The sequence below is a fragment of the Rhodoferax sp. XS2R6 genome, from assembly GCF_056521365.1.
The window spans coordinates 602309-621833 of sequence record NZ_JBWMAY010000002.1 but is presented as its reverse complement, the minus strand read 5'-3'; the positions used below and the strand labels follow the sequence as shown (position 1 = coordinate 621833).

Below are 19525 nucleotides of genomic sequence, written 5' to 3'. Positions count from 1 at the left end.
GACAACGCGACGATGCCCGCGTTCTTTCAGGGCTTGGGGCTGGCCGACGGAGCCGACCCCGGTGCGGCAGGCGCCGCCAGGCCCGGCAGAGGTGTGGCGCAGGGGTCGGGGCGGTCCTCGCCCGCTGCGGTGAACCACAACACATCAAACCCCGCACGGTCGTAGTCGGCGGGACGGGCCTGCCCGGCCACGGTTTCCATCATGGCGATGCTCAGTGCCTGCGCAGGCGCCGCCAGATAACGTGGCACGGCGCGATCGGCACGCACATGGCCGGCACCGGCAATCAGCACCACCGGGCCACCCACGGCATCCATGGTCTGGGCCATGCGCGCGTCACGCGCACGCTGCGCCGCCACAATGCCATTCAGGCGCGCAGTCTCGGGCCGATAACCGCAGTGGCCTTGCACCACATCGTTCTCCAGCGCGGCCTGTTGCTCCGGCGTGGCCGCGGGCAAGTTGGGGGTGAGCTCACCCAGTGCAATTTTGCGCGCCTCGGTGCGTGACAGGTTGGCGGCGCGCAGCGGCCACCGGTGCTGGGCGGCAAAGGCCATCAGGTCTTTGTACATAGGCCAGCGCCAGCCCTTGCGGTTGAGCTGACCCGCATCGGCCAGGGCTTCGGCATCGGCCTGTCCGGCACCTTGGGCCTGGGTCAATGCGGCTTGGTGTTCCGAATCCATCTGCTCCATGGCCAGAGCGGGTTTGGCCCCCAAAGCAGCCAAACCTTTGAGCACATCGAGCTGGCGCGCGTGGTGGGCCTCACTGTCGTGTTTTTCACCCAGCAACACATACCGCGCGACGGCAGCACGCTGGTAGAGCGCGTCTTCCGTGATGAACTGCTGGGCGCGGGTGTCCCAGATGCGGCCCTGCAGCACATGGGGCACTGGTGTTGGGGTTGGGGTTTGCGCCATCACCACCGTCCCCAGGCACAGGCCCAGACAGAGATGCATGGTCGTGAGCAAGATTTTGGTCGTCATACGTTGCGTGGGTAGGTAAAAAAACCGGGAGCCCCCGAAGGTGCTCCCGGTGAACGGTGCCCTCACCGTAAAAGCTGTGTTTTACATGCCAACAGCGCCTGGCGTCAGCGTGGCAGTTCCGGTACCAGCACGTCGACTGCCGGCTTGGCTACGGCAATCTGGGCCAAACCACGCTCCAGCGAAGACGCGCTGGGGTTCTCCACAAACACACAGCGTTTGCCGGTGCGTTTGCAAAAGTCTTTGACACGCCAGTAGGCGTTGTGGCTGATGCAGCCGGTCTGGCAAATCACCAGGTCAGCGGCCGCGAGGTTGGCGTCCAGCACCGAGGCGTTGTCCTCCACCCCACCATCGTGGTGCGCAAAGCGGCCACCCACGCGCTCCACCACATCGCGGTAGTTGGCAATGTTGCCGCTGCGCCCCCCCACACACAGCACCATTTTTTGGTGCAACTGCACCACCATGGCTTGCACATCCTGCAGCGCACCGGCCTCGGGCCCCATAGCCACCCGCTCCAGCCCCGCACGCTCGGCAGCCACGCGTTCTGCCACGGCCAGCCGGCGCCGCAAGTCACCGTTCTGCGCTTCCAGCTCCTGCTGGCGTTGGGCCATTTGGTCCACCCGTTTTTGCAGACGCTGCTTGTCTTCCAGTTGGGGAATGGAGGCCTGCAGGGCTTCCAGATCCTGCGCCATAAAAACGATGCGGCTGTCTTTGGCAATGGCCTCGGCACGCACCTGCAATAACTCGGCGTTCAGACGTTCGATGTCCGCCGTCTTTTGCGCCATGACCCGTGTAATGCGCTCTTGCACCTTGCCCAGTTCGCGGCCCAGCACGGCGTTTTCTTCGGCCAGTGCATTAAAACGGGCAATCTCCAGACGCACACCGGCGCCGGCCTGGTGCTGGAACATGTGCAGGTCCTTGCACATGGCCTCCTGCAGCGGCATGTCACAACGCGGATGCGAGAGCGCAGCCCAAAAGGCACCCGCCACGTCACCCGCCTTCAGGTACTTGATCCACAATTCCGCCACGGCCAACGCACTCTTGGCGGCTTTGAAGGTCTGGATCTCGCGCACATACCGCGCATCCAGCTCGTCCTGCATCAGCTCCGACAGTTTGCAGCGGCGCGCGCATTCCGATACGGCGCCTGCGTGCACCTCGTAGTCGTTGGCCACCGCACTGCCGCCCAGCGCCTTGTTGACCAGACGGCGCAAGGTGTCGATGGGCAGGCTCACCCCCACCAGGGGGCAATGGCAATGGTGGTCCAAGTCCCACAAGCGCCGGCGCCGGGAACCGGATGACGGTGCTGCCACATGTTCCTGGTGGCAATGGATCTCGGGGCTAGGCAGATTCTTCAGCATGGGCTGGCCTCCTAATGCTATCTTTTCAATAGCTGCTTGCGCAGTATCTGTAAGGGCTATTGGCACTTTTTACCTTCAAACGCTGGTTTCACCCGCGCCCTCTGCCAGCGCTTGCTGCGCTGCCAGACGGGTACGCCAGGCCAAGGTCGGGCGGTTGACGCTGCGACGCTGGGGTTTGCCCTCCAGGGCTTCGGGCTCCGGGGCACAACAGGCGCACATGGCCCGGTAGGCACTGCGCTTGCCATGTCGGGCTGCGGGCGTGTGGCCTTCGAGCAAAGCTTCTACGGCTGAACTCACTGCACCACCTCCGGGCTGTGGTGCCAAAGACTGCGCTCGGTGGCCGGCAACTGCGCCAGCGCGGCACCCTGCCCCTGGTTTTGCCAGCGCTGGCGCAAGGCCCATAGCAAGGTTTTGAAACCGGGGGACAGCAGTGGATCTTCGGCCAGCGCTGTGAGATTCGACACGATTTTCCCCGCCATGGCCTCCCGGTGCGCACCGCAACAGGCCTGCACGTGGCCCGTCATCAGTGCCATGGTGCCAGCCAGCAAGGCCTCGGCACAGGGCATGGTGTACTCCTCGTTGTAATGCGGGGCTGCGGTGCTTTGCATGGTCTCTCCTTGGTGGTATCCGTGTGCTGACTGTTGTATGAATGTACTCAGTATATGCGAATCATTCTCATTTGCAATATTTTTATAGTTCTTGTTTGGGGGTTATTCCAAGGGACCGGATTCGCTGCAATCGAAGCCGGTGGGGATAATCGCGCTTTCCATACCAATACAAGGAGTTCCCCATGAAAGGTGACGCACAAGTCATTGCGCATTTGCAGGCCCAGCTCAAGAACGAACTCACCGCCATCAACCAGTACTTTTTGCACTACCGCATGTACAAACACTGGGGCCTGGACAAGCTGGCCAAGAAGGAATACTCCGAATCCATCGGCGAAATGAAACATGCCGACCTGCTGATGGACCGCATCTTCACGCTGGACGGCCTGCCCAATGTGCAGGACATGGCCAAGATCCTGGTCGGCGAAAACGTGCCCGAAGCGCTGGAATGCGACTTGAAAGCCGAAGTTGGTGCCCAGGCCACCATCAAAGCCGGCATCGCCCACTGCGAATCGGTGCGTGACTATGTTTCGCGCGACCTGCTGCAAAAAATTCTGGACGACACCGAAGAGCACATCGACTTTCTGGAAACCCAGATCGAGCTGATTGGCAAGGTAGGCCTGCAGAACTACCTGCAGAGCCAGATGGGCGAGTTGTCCTGAGCGACTAGGGACAGGCCACTACCGCACCGCCTGGGCCTTCGGCCTCGCGCGGTGCCTCCCACTGCACCAGCACCGGTGTCTTGCGAGAAAACAGGGCCACGTGGGCATCAATGACATGCTGCACGCGGGCGATCATCTCGGCATCTTCTGCCTCACAGACAAAACCGATACCCGCCTCGTGCGCGATCAGCGTGCAACGCCCCCACGGGAAATGCGCCACGCCCTGGGCATCGTCGTACTGCACCTCAATTTTTTTGGCAAAGTGATAACACAAGCGCACCATCGTGCGGCTGGGTTCGCTGCTGGCCACGCGCCCATGCTGCATCAACATGCGGTCCTCCCGGTCTTCAAATCACACATCTCAAGCCCCTGCCGCAGCGGGGGCCGCATCGACCAGCACCATGGGCATGCCGCGGGAACAATGCTCCACACGTGCCTCCACCCCATAGGCTTGGCGCAACAACGCGGGGGTGAGCACAACCCTTGGCGGGCCACTGGCCAGCAATTGCCCCTGCGACATCAGCAACATGTGGTCGCAAAAGCGGGCCGCCAGGTTGAGGTCGTGTACCGCCATCACGCACAGGGTGTTGTGCGCCTGCACATGGGCCCGCAGCGCTTGCAGCAATTGCAATTGCCAGCGCAAGTCCAGCGCACTGGTGGGTTCGTCCAACAGCAATAGTCGCGGGCTGCGAGCCAGCAGCTGCGCCAAGCCCGCCATTTGCCGCTGCCCGCCCGACAGCGTGCCCAACGCACGCAGCGCCAGTGGCTCCAGCCCCAAATCCACCAGCACCTGCGCGATGCGCTGGTGCACCTGGTCCCTGCTCCATTGCGGACAGGCGATGTGCAAGCTACCCAGCACCGCCTCGTACACGGTCAGGCCACTGGCTTGCGGCAGGCTTTGCGGCATGTAGGCCACACGCTGGGTGCGCTGTACGGGGCGCAAGTGGCCCAGGTCTTCACCATCCAGCCAGACCTGGCCCGACATGGCGCATAACCCGGCAATACCGCGCAAGGTGCTGGACTTGCCTGCGCCGTTGGCCCCCACCAGTGCCACCACCTGCCCCGCCTGGGGCAGCACCAGATCCAGGCCCTGCACCACAGGCACGCCCGCATAGGCCACCCCCATGTGTTTGAGCTGCAATGTCATACCTGCAAGCCCCCTTTGGAGCGCAGCACCAACACCAAAAACACCGGCACGCCAACCAGCGCCGTGACGATGCCAATCGGCAACACTACACCCGGCACCAGGGTTTTGCTCAGAATGGATGCGCCCGCCAACATCACCGCGCCCGCCAAACCACTGGCAGGCAAATAAAAGCGGTGGTCCTCCCCAAGCAGCAAGCGCGCAATGTGCGGCCCCACCAGCCCGACAAAGGCAATCGTGCCCACAAAGGCCAGCGCCGTGGCGCTGAGCACGCACACGCGCAACAGGCTGAGCAGACGCAGGCGCTCGACGGCCACACCACTTGAGCGGGCATGGTCCTCGCCCGCCCGCAAAGCGGTGAGCTGCCAAGCCTGGCTCTGGGTCCACACGCCACACACCAGCAGCACCAAGGCCAGCGTCGCAATCTTGGGCCAGGTACTGCGCCCCAGGCTGCCCATGTTCCAGAACACAATTTGTTGCAGGGCATTGCTGTCGGCAATGAACTCCAGCAGCCATAACACCGCCTCAAAGGTGAACATCAGCGCTATGCCGAACAACACCACCGCCCCGACGGATGCCCCCCAGCGCCAGGTCAGCAGGTAGATCAACCCGGCCGCAGTCGCCGCCCCGCCGAATGCGCATAAAGGCAAGGCCACATGCGGCCCTAGCCCCCAGGCGTCAAACCCGGTGACGATGGCCAGCGCAGCACCCACCGTGGCCGCTGCCGACAGGCCCAAGGTGAATGGGCTGGCCAACGGGTTGTTCAGCACGGTCTGCATTTGCGCACCCGACAAGCCCAGCGCGGCCCCCACCAACACCGCCATCAGCGCAAACGGCATGCGCACCTCCCACAGGATGACGCGCTGGCCGAGCTCCAGGCTATCGGCGTTCCACAGGCCTTGCCACAGCACCTGAAGTGGCATGCCCGAAGGCCCGGTGGCCAGATCGGTCGCAACCAATACGAGCAGCAGTGCCAACAAGGCCACAAGGCGGCGCAGGCGTTGGCGCACATGCTGACCATAACGCGCTGCAAGACTCGCCCCCGTCATGGCGCACCATTCAATGACACCCAGTACACACCGTCCAGCGGCACGGGTTGAAAGCGCTGGTACAGCATCTGCAGGGTGGCCTGCGGGTCCAGATCGGCAAACAGCGCAGGGTGCAGCCATTTGGCCATCGCCTGCACCGCCACCACGTTGAAGGGCGAGGTGTAAAAATGGTGCCAGATGCCGTACACCCGCCCTTGCTTGAAGGTTGGCAAATGCCCAATGCCACGGCGTTGGGTGGCGCGCACCAGCGAATCGCGTGCCGTACGGGCATCCACACCCGCCCCCAAAACAATCAGGTTGGGGGTGCGTGCCACGCTGTCACTGGCGCCAATGGCCGTGCCGATGTACACCTCGGGTGGGTGGCTCAACAGGTACTCCAGGCTCACCGTGCCATAGGCCCCGGGCACCATGCTGCTGGCAATGTTGCGCCCCCCAGCCGCATCCAGCACATGGCCCAACATGCCATTGGCCATGGTGTCGCAGCACTCCTCGTTCATACCCACGCGGTTTTCCAGAAACACCGTGGGTGCGCGCGGCTTGGCCCGGGCCAGGCGCTGTGTGACGCGGGCCATTTGGGTTTGGTAAACGCCCATGAATTCGGCCGCTTCGGCACGCCGCCCCAGCACCTTGCCCAGCACCTCCACACTGGGCAAAGTGTTGCGCAGCGGCTCCAGGCGAATATCGATAAACACCACCGCCACACCCGCCGCGCTCAGGCGCGCCAGGGTTTCACGGTCCAGCGGTGAAGGGCCATGCCCCCCCAGGCCAAAAATAGCCAGGTCGGGTTTCAGGGAAATCGCCTTCTCCACACTGAAGCTATCGCCCGTGGTGCGGCCCGTGCGGGGAATCTGCGCAATTGCCGGAAACCGCTTGGCATATTGGGCGTACCCGGCGGGGTCCAGCTTCTCAAAATCTGCCGACATGCCCACCAAGCGGCGCAGCGGGTCGCCACGCTCCAGCATCGCCAGCAGCGGCACCAGTCGCCCCTCTCCCAGCAGAATGCGCTCCACCTTGGCCGGCGCCCGCACGCTGCGCCCCGCCAAGTCTGTCACCACCTCTTGTGCGGCTGCGCCCTGCCCCACAGTCAGCCCCAGCCACACAGCGGCAACCACCACACGCCCCACAACCCTGATTCCTTGCATAGTCGTGATACGCCTCAGAACACGCTGGTCAGGGACACGTAAAACGTGCGGCCCGATTCGTTGTAAGTCGCCGCCCCGGCGCCCCCCGTTGTGCCGTACACCGGCGTGTTGGACACCGATACCGAGTTGCCTTGGCGGAACTGGCGCTTGTCGAACAGGTTGTTGATGCCCGCACTCATCTTCCAGCCCTTGCTGATTTCGTAGTTGCTACCCACGCTGGCCACTGCGTACGGCGACACCGTGTTGGCGGACGTGCCGGTCACCGCCACACCTTTGTAGTCGTACTTCATGGGCTTTTGCTCACCGTAGAACGTCGCGCTGAACAGCATGCCCAGCTTGCCGCTCACCCGCCAGTCCAGCGTGGAGTTCAACGTGTACTCCGGAATCACCGACAGATAGTCACCGGTATTTTTGTTCTTGGACTCGATCATGTAGGTGAAATTGTTGATCCAGTCCAGCGACTTGGTCACCGGCAAACGGACACTGCCTTCCAGGCCTTGCACCACCGACTCACCAATGTTGGTCCATTGGAAAATACTGCGGTTGTTCGTCGTAGAAATACCTACAGGTGTCGTGCCCGCCTGGATCTTGTTGCGGTAGTCGTTGTGGAACCAGGTCACGCTGGCCGAGAAACCCTCGTCTTTGTACTCAATACCCAGCTCCTTGTTGATACTGGTTTCGGGCTTGAGGTCCGCATTGCCCAACAAGAAACATCCCGTGGTGCCATTGGTCACCACCTGGCAGCCATTGTTGTTGCTGTAAAGCAGGTAGTTGGGGTTGCTCTGGAACAGATTGGGCGCCTTGTAGGCACTGGCCACACCAGCCTTCAAGGTCACTTTGCTGCCCAGCAACTGGGTCAGGTTCAGCGACGGGCTCCAGTTCGCGCCCGACTGGGTGTGCTGGTCAAACCGCAGCCCCGGCGTCAACAAGGTGTTGGCCGCTAGCTCAATGTTGTCTTCCACAAACACCGAGGCAATGCTGGCTGACGAGTCGGGGCTGCGCCCGGTGTTGCTGAGGCCCGGAATGTTGCCAAAGGTGTTGGCCTGCGAATTCGAACTGGGGTCTTGCAGCTTCTGCCCGGTCCATTCCACACCGGCGGTCAGCATCTGGTTCCAGGTGCCACGTAGCGGAATATTCACTTCCGAGTGGGCAGATACGTCCTGCAAAAGACTGGTCAGGAATGTATTGCTGGAGAAAGCGCCTTCCGTTCCCCCGACCAACCCCTCCTGAAGCCGCGCATTCTCTGTATCGCCCCATTGCAAGTAAGACATGGTGTTACCAAAATCGAACTTACCCTTGTGTGTCAGCGCCAAGGTGCGCTTGGTCATGATATTAGTCTCGGCACCGCGATTGCCCGCCACGATTGCCGCATTCGCGGGAATGCTTCCCACGTTTTGTGTGTCACCGGCGTAAATGTTGCCCTGCCGGCCGTAGCTCAAATCCAGGTCCAGCGTCTGTCCTGGCAGCAGCCTCCAGCTCAGCTGAGCGCTCAGGTCTTTGTTGCGCACCCCTTCTCGGCCGGCGGGCAACACGCTGGCATAACCTGGCGCCTGTTTGCCCGCGTTGATGTATTGGCCATCGGCACCGGTTTCGTTGGAGTTGCCAGTCAGGCGGTACGAAAAATCTTCTGCCAACGGGCCACTCAAACTGAAGTTCAGGCGCTGGGTGGCGCCTTCGTCCGAATGCTCGGGTGCGTTGGCATACAGGCCCACCTGGCCATGGGTTTCCTTGGCACCTTTTTTGGTAATGATGTTCACCACACCACCCGCGGCCCCGTTACCGTAGCGCGCCGCGGCCGGGCCGCGCAGCACCTCAATACTCTCCACTAGCTCAGGTGCGACCCAGTTGCTGTCGCCCCGGCTGTCACGCTCGCCGCGCCAGCCATAACGCACCGCGTTGCGGCTGCTGGCAGGTTTGCCGTCAATCAGGATCAGGGTGTTCTCCGGACCCATGCCACGCAGGTCGATCTGACGGTTGTTGCCGCGCTGGCCACTGGTCGAATTGCCGGTCAGGTTCACACCGGGCATGGTGCGAATGATTTCAGACAGGTCGTTGGCGGGCGGGCGCTTCTCAATGTCTTGCGCGCTGATGGTGGACACCCCCAGCGCCTGCTTCCACGCCTCTTCGGCGGTGCCCAACACCGTCACCTCCGACAAGGACTTGACAGCGTCTTGCGCCATGGCCGGCAAGGCGGCATATGCCAACGCCAACGCGAGCACCAAGGGCTTCACCGGAATTCCCACCACACCTGCCTGCATGTTTTTGTCCTCAAAACGGGCCTCACAAGGCCTTGATGCTATTGCGAATAGTTTTCATTTAGAATGAGGCCGTAGTATGGCAAGCCTGCTTAGGCTTTTTGTTTGCAGGAACAAGAAATATGTTTGCGAGCGCCCCTCCATCGCCCTCACGCGAGGTAGACACCCCAGCCCCCGCACGCGGCACTTTGGCAACCCTGCGTCCGCCCGCCCTTGACGCTGGGGGCCTGCAAGCCCTGGTGGGCCACGGCCACCAAGTGCTGAGTCCCTTGCAACGCAGCCCATCGGCCCTGATGCAGGGACACTTCTCCAACGTGACACTGCGCGACGGTCTGTCCATGCACTGCACGGACATCGTGCAGCTGCAGGACATGGCCACCCAGCTGGAAATGCGCGAAGAAGGCATCAAGGTGCTGATCAAGCTGGAGGGGCATGCCGATGTGTTTATGGACGAACACGCACTGCCATTTGTGGCCAGTCGACTCCCCAAAGCCACCCCGCAGGGCGCAGTGGTGGCACTGCATGCGCCGGCCACGTTCAGGCGTTATGCCAAAACCGGCGCACGCCAACGCATGGTGGTGCTGACCTTGACCCCAGCCTGGCTTGAGGCCGCTGATGTAGGCCCTGACCTCAGCCTCAAGCACCTGGCCATGCACCGCTGGAAACCCACGCCAAGAACCATTGCCCTTGCCGAACAGTTGCTGCACCCCAGCGGACTGGGCAGCGCGCTGCACCAGCTCCACCAAGAGAGCCGTGCACTCGAATTGATTGTGGAAGCCTTGGGGCAAATTCTGTTGCCCCTTGCCGTGCCATCCGGTGCCCTGCCGGCCAGTGCACTGCAACGCGTGCAGCGCTTGCAGCAGTTTCTGGACAGCGGCGAGGCCGACCAACTCGATATGCGCAGCATCGCCCAAGCCATGGGTTGCAACGCCACCACGCTACAACAGCAGTTTCGGCAAGTCAGCGGACAGGCCATTTTTGACTACTTGCGCCAGCAACGCCTGCAGCGTGCCGCGCATGCCTTGTCGCACCGGGGAGTCAGCGTGGCCCAAGCCGCCGACATTGCGGGCTACGCCAGCCAGGCCAACTTTTCCACCGCCTACCGCAAACACTTCGGCATCACGCCCAAACACTCACGCAAGCGCCTCTAGGGGCATGGCCCCCACGCTCCGCCGTTGCGCGATTCAAGGGGCGAACGCGAACTCCAGCACGCGGCGTGCACCGTGGAAGAGCATGTCCTGGTGGTCGTGCCCAGGCACCTGCTGCAACTGCACCTGCCAGGCGGGCACATGGTCTTTACTGGCCTGCACAAAGCGCTGGGCGTTATCGACCATGGTGCGCTCCTGCAGTTTCTTTTGCACCTCGGCAGACGCAAAACTGGCGGGGTATTGCTCGTCCTGCCCCACGGTCACCATCACCCGCACCGCGGGCTGCACGGGCAAGGCCGCCAAACGCTGGGGCAGGCCACGCATGACATGGTGCTCACCAAACCACAGCGACGGGCTGGACGCCCAGTAACGCTGAAAGTGCTGCGGTTGCGTGCTGAGCGTGTGCAAGGTGAACAGGCCACCATACGAAAAACCAAACAGCGTGTGCTGCTGCGGGTGCATGGCGAAATGCCGCGCCAGCAGAGGCCGCAACTCCAGCGTCAGAAAGCGCAAAAAGGCCTCTGCTCCGCCGTGCTGATGGGAGAAGGTGTCACCCGTTTTGCCAGTCACCGCAGGGGTGTAATCTTTGGCGCGGGCATTCACATCCAACGGATCACCACTGGCGTAACCCACGGCCACCACCAAACCCGCGGGCTCTTCGCCAATTTTCTGCCGCCACTGCGCACTCTCCCCCGCGCTGGGAGGCCGGGGCCGGGCCACTTCCATCAAAGGGTAACTGGCCAATCCATCCAGCGCCCATAACACCGGGTAGCCCCTCGCCGGTGCCGCTTTGTGCGGCAGGCCCAACCACACGCGGTAGCGCTGGCCCGTGTGTTGGGAGTCCAGGTCAAACGCCACGCTGCGCGACAAAGTCGGCGCAGCCCAGCCGGCGGGCAAGGGTTCACGACCAAACTGCGTGGGCGCCTGTGCCAGCACGGTGCCAGCCAGGCAGCCGCCCAGGGCGGCCAGAAGTAACCGCCGTTGATGACAAATGGATTTCAAAGTTTTTTCCTTGATGTGGCGTGCGCGCCGTCTGGGCAACACACGCGAGTTTTGGTGTGAATCGATCAACAATGAGAATTATTCGCATTATGATGGATGGTTTTCTTTTCACACCGAGGACCTTCATGCAAAAACGCCAACTACTCCAAACCGTTCTGGCTGCCGCACTGGCATTCAGCGGTTTTACCGCCCAGGCACAAACCGTCGATGCCAAAGCGGTGGTGCAGCAATACGCCACCCTGGTACACGCCAACTACAGCGACGTGTTGACCAGCGCCCAGACCCTGCAAAAGGCCATCGCCGCGTTTGCCGCAGCCCCCTCGGCCCAAGGCCTGGAAGATGCCAAAAAAGCCTGGTTGGCTGCACGCGAGTTCTACGGCCAGACCGAAGTGTTCCGCTTCTACAGCGGCCCGATTGACGACGACAACGGACCTGAGGGCCGCATCAACGCCTGGCCGCTGGACGAGTCTTACATTGACAGCGTGGCGGGCAAGCCCAAGGCCGGCCTGGTGAACAACCCCAAAATCAAAATCACCAAGGCCAGCCTGTCCAAACTCAACGAACGTGGCGGTGAAGAAAACATTGCTGCGGGCTGGCACGCCATCGAGTTCTCCTTGTGGGGCCAGGACCAGAGCGACACCGGTCCCGGCAACCGTTCGTTTGAAGACTTTGTGGACGGCAAGACCCCCAACGCCGACCGCCGCCGCGCCTACCTGGTCACCGCCACCGAGCTGCTGATCGACGACCTGGGCTTCCTGGTCAAGGCCTGGACACCCGGCGCCAAAAACTACCGCGCCAAGTTTGAACAAGGCGGTATCCAATCCGTGCGCAAGATCATCGTCGGCATGGGCTCGCTCTCGCGCGGTGAACTGGCCGGTGAACGCCTGGAAGTGGCCATGAACACGCAGGACAAGGAAGACGAACATTCCTGCTTCTCCGACAACACCCACCGCGATGTGGTGACCAATGCCCAAGGCATTGCCAACGTCTGGCTGGGTAGCTACAAACGTCTGGACGGCAGCGTGCTGCAAGGCGCGTCGCTCAAGGACCTGGTGGCCGCCAAAAACGCCGCACTGGCCGACAAGGTGAGCAAACAGATCGCCCAAAGCGTGGCCAATGCCACCGCTATCCAGGCCCCGTTTGACCGCGAAATCGTCGGTGCGAAAGATGCGCCCGGCCGTATCCGTGTGCAAAAGACGATCGACAGTCTGGTGCAACAGTCCAAGGACATCACCGAAGCCGCCGCCGCTTTGGGCATTACCAAGCTGGCCCAGGCCAAATGATGCGGGCCCGTCAAAAAGTCGGCCTCGTGCTGACTCTGGCGGGCGCTGTTGCTGGGTTAACGTGGCCCCTGTGGGGCCACAGCAATACCGACCTCTCCGGCGTGGTTCAGGGTGAACTCACGGCCGCAGAGGCCACGGTGTTTGCCACCGGGCGCAACGCCTTTTCCATGCCCCTGCCCACGCTGGACGACGCAGAAAATGCGCGTTTCGCGGTGGGCAATTCTTTCTTCCGCCGCAACTGGGTCGAAGCCCCCGCCTCCACCACCGCACGCGATGGCCTGGGCCCGCATTTCATCGCGCGCTCCTGCGGCGGCTGCCATGTGCAAGACGGCCGCGGTGCACCGCCCGATTTCCGCAAGGGCCTGAGCGATCCGCCCGTGGCGCTGCTCATGCGCCTGTCCATTCCCGGCATCGGCGCCCACAGTGGTGTCGTGCCCGACCCGGTCTATGGCGACCAGCTCAACAACGCAGCCATCCAGGGCGTACAGCCCGAAGGCCAAATCCGCATTCGCTACCAGACACTGCGCGGCCAGTTTGCCGACGGCACACCCTACACGCTGCGCAAACCGATCTACAGCCTGACCCACCTGGCCTACGGCCCGCTGGCCCCCGGCGCCATGCTGAGCCCGCGAATTGCGCCGCAAATGGCGGGTGTGGGCCTGCTCGAAGCCATTCCTGAATCCGACATCTTGGCCAACGCTGCGGCACAAGCCGCTGCGGCGGGCCCGATCAAAGGCCAGCCCAACCGCGTGTGGGACGACTTTGCCCAGGCCCAACGGGTGGGCCGCTTTGGCTGGAAGGCCAACCAGGCCAGCCTGGCCAGCCAGACCGCAGGCGCCTTTTTGGGCGACATCGGCATCACCTCGCCCCAGCACCCCGACGAGGCCTGCACGCCCACGCAAAAAGACTGCCTGGCGGCACCACGCGGTGCGCAAGGCAAGGCGCCCGAAATTGATGAGCGCACACTGGCGGACGTGATCTTCTACCAGGCCACGCTGGCACCAGCCGCGCGGCGCAATGTGAACGACGCCAAGGTACTGCGCGGCCAGGCCCTGTTTGCCCAGGCCCAGTGCAGTGCCTGCCACCGGCCCAGCTACACCACCGGTGCAGCGCCCTTCCCGCGCCTGTCCAGCACCAAAGTGCAGGGGCTGAAAATCTGGCCCTACACCGACCTGCTGCTGCACAACATGGGCCCGGATCTGGCCGATGGCCGGCCTGACTTTGCAGCCAACGGCCAGCAATGGAAAACGCCACCACTGTGGGGCGTGGGCCTAATCCACGACGTCAACGGCCACCGCCGCCTGCTGCACGATGGCCGCGCCAACGGCGTGCTCGAAGCGATTCTGTGGCACGGTGGTGAGGCGCAAGGGGCCAAAAACAACGTGCTGCAACTCAATGCCCGCGACCGGCAAGCGCTGGTGGCTTTTGTGGAGTCCCTGTGAAACGACGCACCCTGCTGACTTATATGCATTTTGGGGCTCTAGCCCTTATGGAAACTGCGCAAGCAGCTATCAAAACAATAGCAACCCCACAGGTAGCAGCCCCCTTTATCTCGTCCAGCCAGATGGTGCTGGGCCTGCTGAAGCAGCACCTGCAGCCCAGTGCGGCAAGCCTGCAACAGGCTGCGCAGGCCCTGGCGCAATCTTTGTCGCAAGCCACAACACCCTGGGCCCAGCACCGCCCGCGGTGGGTGGCCACCATGCTGGCCTGGGAGCGGCTGGCGGCGGTGGCCGTGGGGCCGCTGCTGGAGCGGCGTTCGGCCCGCGCCATTGATTTTTGGCCCACGCGCCCCGCCCAAATCCAGCGCCTGCTGGAGAGCGGCAGCGTCACCACCGTGCAACAACTGGAGACCGTAGGCGCCACCGCACGCGGCCTGCCCGCACTGGAGTGGTTGTTGTGGAAGACCGATGGCAGCGGCCACGCGAAGGCCTACGCCAGCGTGCTGGCCCAGCAAATTCTGACTGAGAGCCAGGCCCTGCAAGCGGGCTACCAGACGCTGACCGATACCGCATGGGAAGAGGAAGATGCCTGGGCCCTGTACGGCGAGTGGTTTGGCCAAGCCGTAGGTGGGCTGGACCAGTTGCGCATCAAAAAAATGGTGCCCGACACCCGCGGCAAGGACAGCGCACCCTGGGTGCGTGGTGTCAGCGGCCAAACGGCCGCCGCTTGGCTGGCCCAGGCACAGGGCCTGCAGGCGTTTTTGGTTGGCTCACCCGCCGCGCAGGCCGCCACCCAAGCCACCAACCCTGGCTGGCCAGTGGCGGGCAGCCTCAACAGCCTGCTGCTAGGCCGCGGCCATTTGCGCGACAGCCTGAGCCTGCAAGAGCGCACCACCACCCTGCTGCGCACGGTGCAAGCGGCACGCCCTGGCAACGCCACGTCGGTGCGCGCCGCCCAGGCTGCACTGGCCCAGATATCGGCACAGGCCAATGGCCTGGCGGGCGATGTGCTGGCCATCACCATGGGTTTTACCGATGCCGATGGGGACTAACGCCTCCATGGCTTTGCACCCGTCACGCCGCGCCTTTCTGGGCCAGGCCGTGACAGCCCTCGGTTGGGCAGGCAGCAGTTGGCACGCCGGGGCCTCCACGTCACGCGCCCCAGACCCCCCCCGGGTGCTGACCGCATGGATGCGCGGCGAACAGTCCTGGGCTGGCGTGTGGACCCCAGGGCAAACGCCCCGCGGCGTTGCCCTGCCTGCACGCGCGCACCAATTGCTGGTGCTGCCTGGCGCGCCAGGCACAGCGCCACAGGCGCTGGTGCTGGCCCGCCGGCCCGGCGAATACCTGCTGCGCATGGACCCGCTGCGTGGCAAGGCCCTGCAGTGGCACACCATGGAAGACGACCGTTACCTGGGTGGCCACGCAGCCCTGTCCGCCAAGGGCAAAACCTTTTTCACCACCGAGACCGATGGCGACACCGGCCAGGGCCTGATTGCCGAGCGCGACCTACACACCTTGGAAAAACTGCGCGAGTTTCCCAGCGGCGGCATTGGTCCACACGCGCTATTGCTGGAAGCCAGCGGCACGCTGCTGGTGGCCAATGGCGGCATCCTGAACCTGCCCGAAACCGGGCGGCGCAAACTCAACATTGGGCGTATGGATTCCAACCTGACCCGGCTGGACGTACAGAGTGGCCAGGTACTGGCGCAGTACCGCCTGGCTGACCACTACCTGAGCCTGCGCCACCTGGCCTTTGCGCCCGATGGCACGCTGGGCATTGCGCTACAGGCCGAACACCCGCAGCCGCAGGACCGCCAGGCCGCGCCCGCACTGGCCCTGCTGCAGGGTGACACCCTGCGCACGGTGGACTGGGCATCGGGCCAAGCCCCCGACGCCTGGGACGGTTACGCGGGCGACGTGTGTTGTGCAGACAAGCGGTTCTGGGTCAGCGCGCCCCATGCGGGCTGGCTGGCGTCGTGGTCTGTCGCGGGTGAGAGCCTGCAAACCCAGGCCCTGGCTGGCGCTGGCGCCTTGGCAGCTGGCGGTGAGCGCTGGATGGTGGGCGGCGACACGGCGGCCTTGCTCTACCGCAGCCACGCCCCGCAGCCGCAGCGCTACGGCGTGGCCTTGCCGTGGGACAATCACGCCACCTTGCTATCGTTTACATAGCTGCTTGCGCATATTCCACGTGACCTACAGCCCTGTTTGATACTTAAACAGCGGCTTAGCGCGCGGGGGCTACTGGTTTCAAGACCGGCGCGAGTTTGTACTCCACCAGCGTCTCCCGGCGGATTTGCTCCAGCACGCCTTCGGCCTTCATCTTTTTCAGCACGGCATCGATCTGCGGCACCAGCGCCGCATGTTTACGCTGCAGGTAAAAGTACAGCGGAATCGCCTCACCCACCGAAAACAGCTTGATGGGTGGCGGCAGGCCCGCCAGCTCGGCACTGCCGGCATCGGACAACACCGCGGCATCGATGCCACAGTGCACATCGTTGCGCCCCATCTGCAGCAGGGTCAGCGCGTTGACGGTGGTGGTCACATCCACCACGCGTTGGGGCGGCAGCAGACCTTGCAGCAGGCGCTCACACTCCACCACGCCACGCGTGAAATTGACCGACAGGCCGGAGTCCGCCAACTGGTCCAAGCGCAGCAACAGGGGCCTGGGTTGGATGGACCAGAGTGCAAAGCCAATGGTCATGATGGGCTCTTCCACCCGCACCAGGCCAGGCTGGCTGTCGGCAAAGGCCAGGGGGCGGGCCACCTCACCATCAATGCGGTCAGCGGCCAGCTCCACCGTGAGCCGGGCCGAAGGCATCACCTTCATCTCCAGCGGCACTCCCAAACGGCGGAAGAGTTCCTGGAAAGTACGCCGCAGCATCCGTCCGGCATAACTGCCATCCGGGCGCGATGTTCCCAGCACCATCCCCTGCGGGGTTTGGGCCAGCAATGGGCCGGTGGGCAACACCAATAAACCGGCCAACACAGCACAGAGCCACGGCCGGCATTTGCCCCCAGTCCCCCCTGTATCCGGTGGGCTCATGAAGACTCCAATCACAACGACGGCGGCCAGTATCGCACCGGCCCGCTTCACCGAAGCCCCACACAGCCTACATATTTCTTCACATAGAATACAAATAAGATAGATTCTCATTTAGAATCCACCCATCAACACCAGCCACCCCAATTTGCCATGATTGTTTGCGTCTGCCGCCGTGTGTCCGAGAAAGAGATTGCTCTGCACGCCAGCGAGGGCATGGGCTTTGACGACATCCAGTTTGAACTGGGTGTGGCCACCCAATGCGGCAAGTGTGAAGAATGCGCACGCGAAGTGATCGACAAGTGCCACGCCCAAGCCAGCATCGCCCAGCAGGGTTGGATGCCAATTGCCGTGTCCATGTCTCGCTAAGTGGGTCGTTTTTTTGCACACAAACAAGAACGCTTCTTGTTTGCATTGATTTTGATCTCTCCGCCTCCTTTTTTGCCTCTCCCCTCTCCGATAGCACGCAAGATCAGGTAGCTTCCCTGGGCCTCCTCCACCAATGTCCACTTCCGCCCTACCCCGCCCCAGCGCCTTGCCTGCCCTGAGCCGTAACACCACCATCGTTCTCAGCGTCATTGCCCTGCACGTGGTGGTGCTGTGGGCCATGCAAACCGGTTTGCTGCGCCGCGTGGCCGAGGCCGTGGTGCCTGCCGAAATCCTGGTCGAGATCATGTCCCCCCCTGCGGCGCCGCCTGCCCCCAAACCGGTGGTGCAGCCGCAACCCAAGGTGCAGCCCAAGGCCGTGACGCCCAAACCCGTCCAGCCCACACCGGCCCCTGCCGTCACCCCGCAACCCACCCCGGTGCCGCTGGCCATTGCGCCCTCGGCCGTGGCCCCCGAAGCCAGCGCCGCAGCCCCCACCGCCGTGGCACCCGCCCCCGCGTCTACCAATGCCGGCAGCAAGGCCAATGCACCGCCCGCACCGCCCGCGCCCCCCAAAGTGGAGCTGCCATCCAGCGACGCTGCCTATTTAAACAACCCCTTGCCGGCCTACCCCTCCATGAGCAAGCGCCTTGGCGAACAGGGCAAAGTGGTCGTGCGTGTGCTGATCAGTCCCGATGGCCAGGCATCCCAGGCCAGCGTCAAGACGTCCAGCGGCTCTGACCGGCTGGACCAGGCGGCGGTCACCACCGTTCTCAAGTGGCGCTACGTGCCAGGCAAACGCGGTGGCGTGCCCGAGGCGATGTGGTTTGACGTGCCCGTGAACTGGACGCTCCAGTAGTTCTTTTTTTCTGTATCTCTTTCTGATTTTTTGTGGAGTAGTAAATGGAATCGCAACTCGGACTCATGACCCTCTGGACCCAAGGCGATTGGGTCACCAAAGCCGTCGCCCTGCTTTTGCTGATCATGTCCTTGTCCTCGTGGATCGTGATTCTGATCAAGGCACTGGACGTTTTCAAATTCAAGTCCCTGGGCCAGCGTACCGAAGCGTTTTGGCACAGCGAAGACTTCTCCGCAGGCATGAAGGCCCTGGGCCCCCAGCAGGACAACCCCTTTGTGCAACTGGCCCAGACCGGCGAGGAAGCCACCGCCCACCACCGCAACACCCAAACCCAGCTGCACGATGCGCTGGACATCAGCGACTGGATCAGCCGCTCGCTGCGCAACAGCATTGATGACAGTACTGCACGCCTCCAGGGCGGTCTGGCGATTCTGGCCTCGGTGGGTTCAACAGCGCCATTTGTGGGCCTGTTTGGCACCGTGTGGGGCATCTACCACGCGCTGATGGGCATTGGCGCCGCGGGCTCGGCCACCATCGACAAAGTGGCGGGACCGATTGGTGAGGCGTTGATCATGACCGCGCTGGGTCTGGCCGTGGCGATTCCCGCCGTGCTGGGCTACAACGCCCTGGTGCGTGGCAACAAGTCCATCCTGACCAAGCTCAACCGGTTTGCGCACGACCTGCACGCCTACTTTGTGACGGGTGCCCGCGTGGGCAACCGCCAGGCAGACGGCAAGGTCATTGCCATGAAGAAGGCATAAGGCAAGGTATGTCCTTCGGAATACAAGACGCCAGCGCAGAGGGCGACGCCGATGTGATGAACGAAATCAACATGACGCCCCTGGTGGACGTGATGCTGGTGTTGCTCATCATCTTCATCATCACCGTGCCGGTGATGAAACACGCAGTGAACGTGGAACTACCCACGGCCACCAGCCAGCCCCAAAACGCCAAGCCAGAAACCATTCAGCTCAGCGTGGACGCCCAGGGCGCCTACTTCCTGAACCAGAACCCGGTCGCCGCAGATGCCTTGCCCGCCGTGTTGCAGGCCGAGGCAGCCAAGGACCCGCAGCCAGAGCTGCACATCCGCGGCGACAAAACCGTGCGCTACGAGTTTGTCGCTCAGGCCATGGGCGCGGCCCAGGTGGCCGGGCTGCGCAAGATCGGCTTCATCACCGAACCCAAGCCCTGAGGCAGGC

General features: G+C 63.1%; 21 protein-coding genes. 10 read left to right on the top strand and 11 right to left on the bottom strand.

Annotated elements, in window-relative coordinates:
• Positions 1–26: 26 nt before the first annotated feature.
• The 4 genes from AC097A_RS09450 to AC097A_RS09435 form a co-directional block, all read right to left on the bottom strand.
• Positions 27–974 (bottom strand): ChaN family lipoprotein, encoded by a 948-nt coding sequence (locus tag AC097A_RS09450; protein ID WP_479620628.1) that lies wholly within the window; start codon positions 972–974, stop codon positions 27–29.
• A gap of 104 nt (positions 975–1078) precedes the next feature.
• Positions 1079–2329, bottom strand: coding sequence for a DUF2325 domain-containing protein (locus AC097A_RS09445; RefSeq protein WP_479620627.1), 1251 nt, complete (start codon positions 2327–2329; stop codon positions 1079–1081).
• Between the two features lie 75 nt (positions 2330–2404).
• On the bottom strand, positions 2405–2626 hold the full coding sequence (locus AC097A_RS09440) for a hypothetical protein (RefSeq protein WP_105260685.1): 222 nt from the start codon (positions 2624–2626) through the stop codon (positions 2405–2407).
• On the bottom strand, positions 2623–2937 hold the full coding sequence (locus AC097A_RS09435) for a hypothetical protein (protein ID WP_105260684.1): 315 nt from the start codon (positions 2935–2937) through the stop codon (positions 2623–2625). The genes AC097A_RS09440 and AC097A_RS09435 overlap by 4 nt, the downstream gene beginning before the upstream one ends.
• A 182-nt stretch (positions 2938–3119) precedes the next feature.
• On the opposite strand from AC097A_RS09435, the gene bfr reads away from it, so the two are divergent.
• The gene (gene bfr, locus AC097A_RS09430; RefSeq protein ID WP_105260683.1) at positions 3120–3596 is read left to right on the top strand and encodes a bacterioferritin; all 477 of its coding nucleotides are present in this window, start codon (positions 3120–3122) and stop codon (positions 3594–3596) included.
• Positions 3597–3600: 4 nt separating this feature from the next.
• Here the strand turns inward: bfr and AC097A_RS09425 are convergent, their stop codons facing one another.
• The 5 genes from AC097A_RS09425 to AC097A_RS09405 are packed head-to-tail and all read right to left on the bottom strand — an operon-like array spanning position 3601 to position 9189.
• Positions 3601–3927 (bottom strand): DUF2218 domain-containing protein, encoded by a 327-nt coding sequence (locus AC097A_RS09425; RefSeq protein ID WP_479620626.1) that lies wholly within the window; start codon positions 3925–3927, stop codon positions 3601–3603.
• Between the two features lie 30 nt (positions 3928–3957).
• Entirely contained in the window at positions 3958–4743 is a 786-nt protein-coding gene (locus AC097A_RS09420) for an ABC transporter ATP-binding protein (RefSeq protein ID WP_479620625.1), read from the bottom strand.
• Positions 4740–5789 carry a FecCD family ABC transporter permease gene (locus AC097A_RS09415; RefSeq protein WP_479620624.1) on the bottom strand — a complete coding sequence of 350 codons (1050 nt, stop codon included), beginning with the start codon at positions 5787–5789 and terminating at the stop codon, positions 4740–4742. The genes AC097A_RS09420 and AC097A_RS09415 overlap by 4 nt, the downstream gene beginning before the upstream one ends.
• Entirely contained in the window at positions 5786–6931 is a 1146-nt protein-coding gene (locus AC097A_RS09410; protein WP_479620623.1) for an ABC transporter substrate-binding protein, read from the bottom strand. The genes AC097A_RS09415 and AC097A_RS09410 overlap by 4 nt, the downstream gene beginning before the upstream one ends.
• A 14-nt stretch (positions 6932–6945) precedes the next feature.
• Positions 6946–9189, bottom strand: a complete 2244-nt coding sequence (locus AC097A_RS09405) for a TonB-dependent siderophore receptor (RefSeq protein WP_479620622.1) — start codon at positions 9187–9189, stop codon at positions 6946–6948.
• Between the two features lie 119 nt (positions 9190–9308).
• Here AC097A_RS09405 and AC097A_RS09400 point away from each other — a divergent pair, with 119 nt between their 5' ends.
• Positions 9309–10337 (top strand): helix-turn-helix transcriptional regulator, encoded by a 1029-nt coding sequence (locus tag AC097A_RS09400; RefSeq protein ID WP_479620621.1) that lies wholly within the window; start codon positions 9309–9311, stop codon positions 10335–10337.
• 33 nt (positions 10338–10370) lie between these two features.
• On the opposite strand, the gene AC097A_RS09395 is transcribed toward AC097A_RS09400, so the two are convergent.
• The gene (locus AC097A_RS09395) at positions 10371–11336 is read right to left on the bottom strand and encodes an alpha/beta hydrolase (protein ID WP_479620620.1); all 966 of its coding nucleotides are present in this window, start codon (positions 11334–11336) and stop codon (positions 10371–10373) included.
• Positions 11337–11461: 125 nt separating this feature from the next.
• On the opposite strand from AC097A_RS09395, the gene AC097A_RS09390 reads away from it, so the two are divergent.
• From AC097A_RS09390 to AC097A_RS09375, 4 genes are read left to right on the top strand one after another with little or no spacing between them, the layout of a single operon-like run.
• A complete protein-coding gene (locus AC097A_RS09390) occupies positions 11462–12619 on the top strand; it encodes an imelysin family protein (protein WP_479620619.1) in 1158 nt (385 codons plus the stop codon).
• Complete coding sequence (locus AC097A_RS09385) at positions 12616–14061, top strand: di-heme oxidoreductase family protein (protein ID WP_479620618.1); 1446 nt, start codon at positions 12616–12618, stop codon at positions 14059–14061. The genes AC097A_RS09390 and AC097A_RS09385 overlap by 4 nt, the downstream gene beginning before the upstream one ends.
• Positions 14058–15110, top strand: coding sequence for an imelysin family protein (locus AC097A_RS09380; protein ID WP_479620617.1), 1053 nt, complete (start codon positions 14058–14060; stop codon positions 15108–15110). The genes AC097A_RS09385 and AC097A_RS09380 overlap by 4 nt, the downstream gene beginning before the upstream one ends.
• A 7-nt stretch (positions 15111–15117) precedes the next feature.
• A complete protein-coding gene (locus AC097A_RS09375) occupies positions 15118–16230 on the top strand; it encodes a DUF1513 domain-containing protein (protein ID WP_479620616.1) in 1113 nt (370 codons plus the stop codon).
• 55 nt (positions 16231–16285) lie between these two features.
• Here AC097A_RS09375 and AC097A_RS09370 read toward each other — a convergent pair whose 3' ends face one another.
• Positions 16286–17047, bottom strand: a complete 762-nt coding sequence (locus AC097A_RS09370; protein WP_105260679.1) for a substrate-binding periplasmic protein — start codon at positions 17045–17047, stop codon at positions 16286–16288.
• Between the two features lie 207 nt (positions 17048–17254).
• Here AC097A_RS09370 and AC097A_RS09365 point away from each other — a divergent pair, with 207 nt between their 5' ends.
• The 4 genes from AC097A_RS09365 to AC097A_RS09350 all read left to right on the top strand — a co-directional run bounded on the left by AC097A_RS09365 (position 17255) and on the right by AC097A_RS09350 (position 19518).
• Positions 17255–17470, top strand: coding sequence for a (2Fe-2S)-binding protein (locus AC097A_RS09365; protein ID WP_315493280.1), 216 nt, complete (start codon positions 17255–17257; stop codon positions 17468–17470).
• A 133-nt stretch (positions 17471–17603) separates the two neighbouring features.
• Positions 17604–18326, top strand: a complete 723-nt coding sequence (locus AC097A_RS09360) for an energy transducer TonB (RefSeq protein WP_479620615.1) — start codon at positions 17604–17606, stop codon at positions 18324–18326.
• A 44-nt stretch (positions 18327–18370) separates the two neighbouring features.
• Positions 18371–19087, top strand: a complete 717-nt coding sequence (locus AC097A_RS09355) for a MotA/TolQ/ExbB proton channel family protein (RefSeq protein ID WP_105260676.1) — start codon at positions 18371–18373, stop codon at positions 19085–19087.
• Positions 19088–19095: 8 nt separating this feature from the next.
• On the top strand, positions 19096–19518 hold the full coding sequence (locus AC097A_RS09350) for a biopolymer transporter ExbD (RefSeq protein ID WP_315493278.1): 423 nt from the start codon (positions 19096–19098) through the stop codon (positions 19516–19518).
• Positions 19519–19525 lie beyond the last annotated feature (7 nt).